Origin of the sequence: Vibrio sp. 10N.239.312.D08 (assembly GCF_041466145.1) — a bacterium.
Taxonomy (GTDB): domain Bacteria; phylum Pseudomonadota; class Gammaproteobacteria; order Enterobacterales; family Vibrionaceae; genus Vibrio; species Vibrio crassostreae_C.
This window is the reverse complement of the sequence record NZ_JBFSSD010000123.1, coordinates 1-1,318: the sequence shown is the minus strand read 5'-3', so window position 1 is coordinate 1,318 and position 1,318 is coordinate 1. Positions and strand designations below refer to the sequence as shown.

General features: G+C 48.2%; 1 protein-coding gene. It reads left to right on the top strand.

Annotation, left to right across the window (positions count from 1 at the left end; all coding sequences use genetic code 11):
• On the top strand, positions 1-1,318 hold a 1,318-nt coding region (locus AB6D58_RS24450), incomplete at both ends, for a tandem-95 repeat protein (protein WP_372158794.1).

The window sequence follows — 1,318 nt, the reverse complement described above, 5'->3', positions numbered from 1 at the left end:
CTTTACTGTTCACAGACGCGGATCTGCTTACAGGCGCGACAGACATTGAAGGTGACAACCTAACGGTTGAAGGTGTGACCTACGACGGTGGCGACGGTATTCTTACCGACAACGGTAATGGCACATACACCTTCGCACCGAATGAAAACTTCAATGGTGACGTAAACTTCGGCTTCGATGTGTCAGATGGCACCGATACGGTCTCTGCCAACATCGATGTGAGTGTTACAGCGGTTGATGATGCGCCTGTGTCTGGTGACCTAGCGTACTCAATCGACGAAGATGGTTCGATTCGTCTAAGCCAAGAGCAGCTGTTGTCTCAAGCGTCAGATGTTGAAGGCGATGACTTGACGGCCAGCAGCCTAACCGTTGGCGGTGATGCAACCGTTACTCAAAACGATGATGGCAGTTTCACCATCACGCCAGATGAGAACTTCAATGGTGACATCGATATCAGCTTTGATATCTCTGATGGCACCAATACGGTTCAAGCATCGGCTGACCTAACCGTTAACCCAGTAAATGATTTACCAGTACCACAAGATCAACAGTTCAGCGTTGAAGAAGATGGCACGTTAATCTTCACTGATGCTGACCTATTAACAGGTGCGACTGACATTGAAGGTGACAACCTAACGGTTGAAGGTGTGACCTACGATGGTGGTGACGGTATCCTTACTGATAACGGTAACGGAACTTACACCTTCGCACCAAATGAGAACTTCAATGGTGACGTAAACTTCGGTTTTGATGTCTCTGACGGTACAGATACCGTGTCAGCAAACATCGATGTGAGCGTTACAGCGGTTGATGATGCGCCAGTGTCTGGTGACCTAGCGTACTCAATCGATGAAGACGGTTCTATCCGTCTAAGCCAAGAGCAGTTGCTATCACAAGCATCAGATGTTGAAGGCGATGACCTAACAGCCAGCAGCCTAACGGTCGACGGTGATGCAACCGTTACTCAAAACGATGACGGCAGTTTCACCATCACGCCAGATGAGAACTTCAACGGTGACATCGATATCAGTTTCGATATCTCAGATGGCACTAATACGGTTCAAGCTTCTGCAGACCTAACCGTTAACCCAGTTAATGACCTGCCAGTACCTCAAGATCAACAGTTCAGCGTTGAAGAAGACGGCACGTTAATCTTTACTGATGCCGACCTGTTAACAGGCGCGACAGACATTGAAGGTGACAACCTAACGGTTGAAGGTGTGACCTACGATGGCGGTGACGGTATCCTTACTGATAACGGTAATGGTACTTACACATTCGCTCCAAACGAAAACTTCAATGGTGACGTAAACTTCGG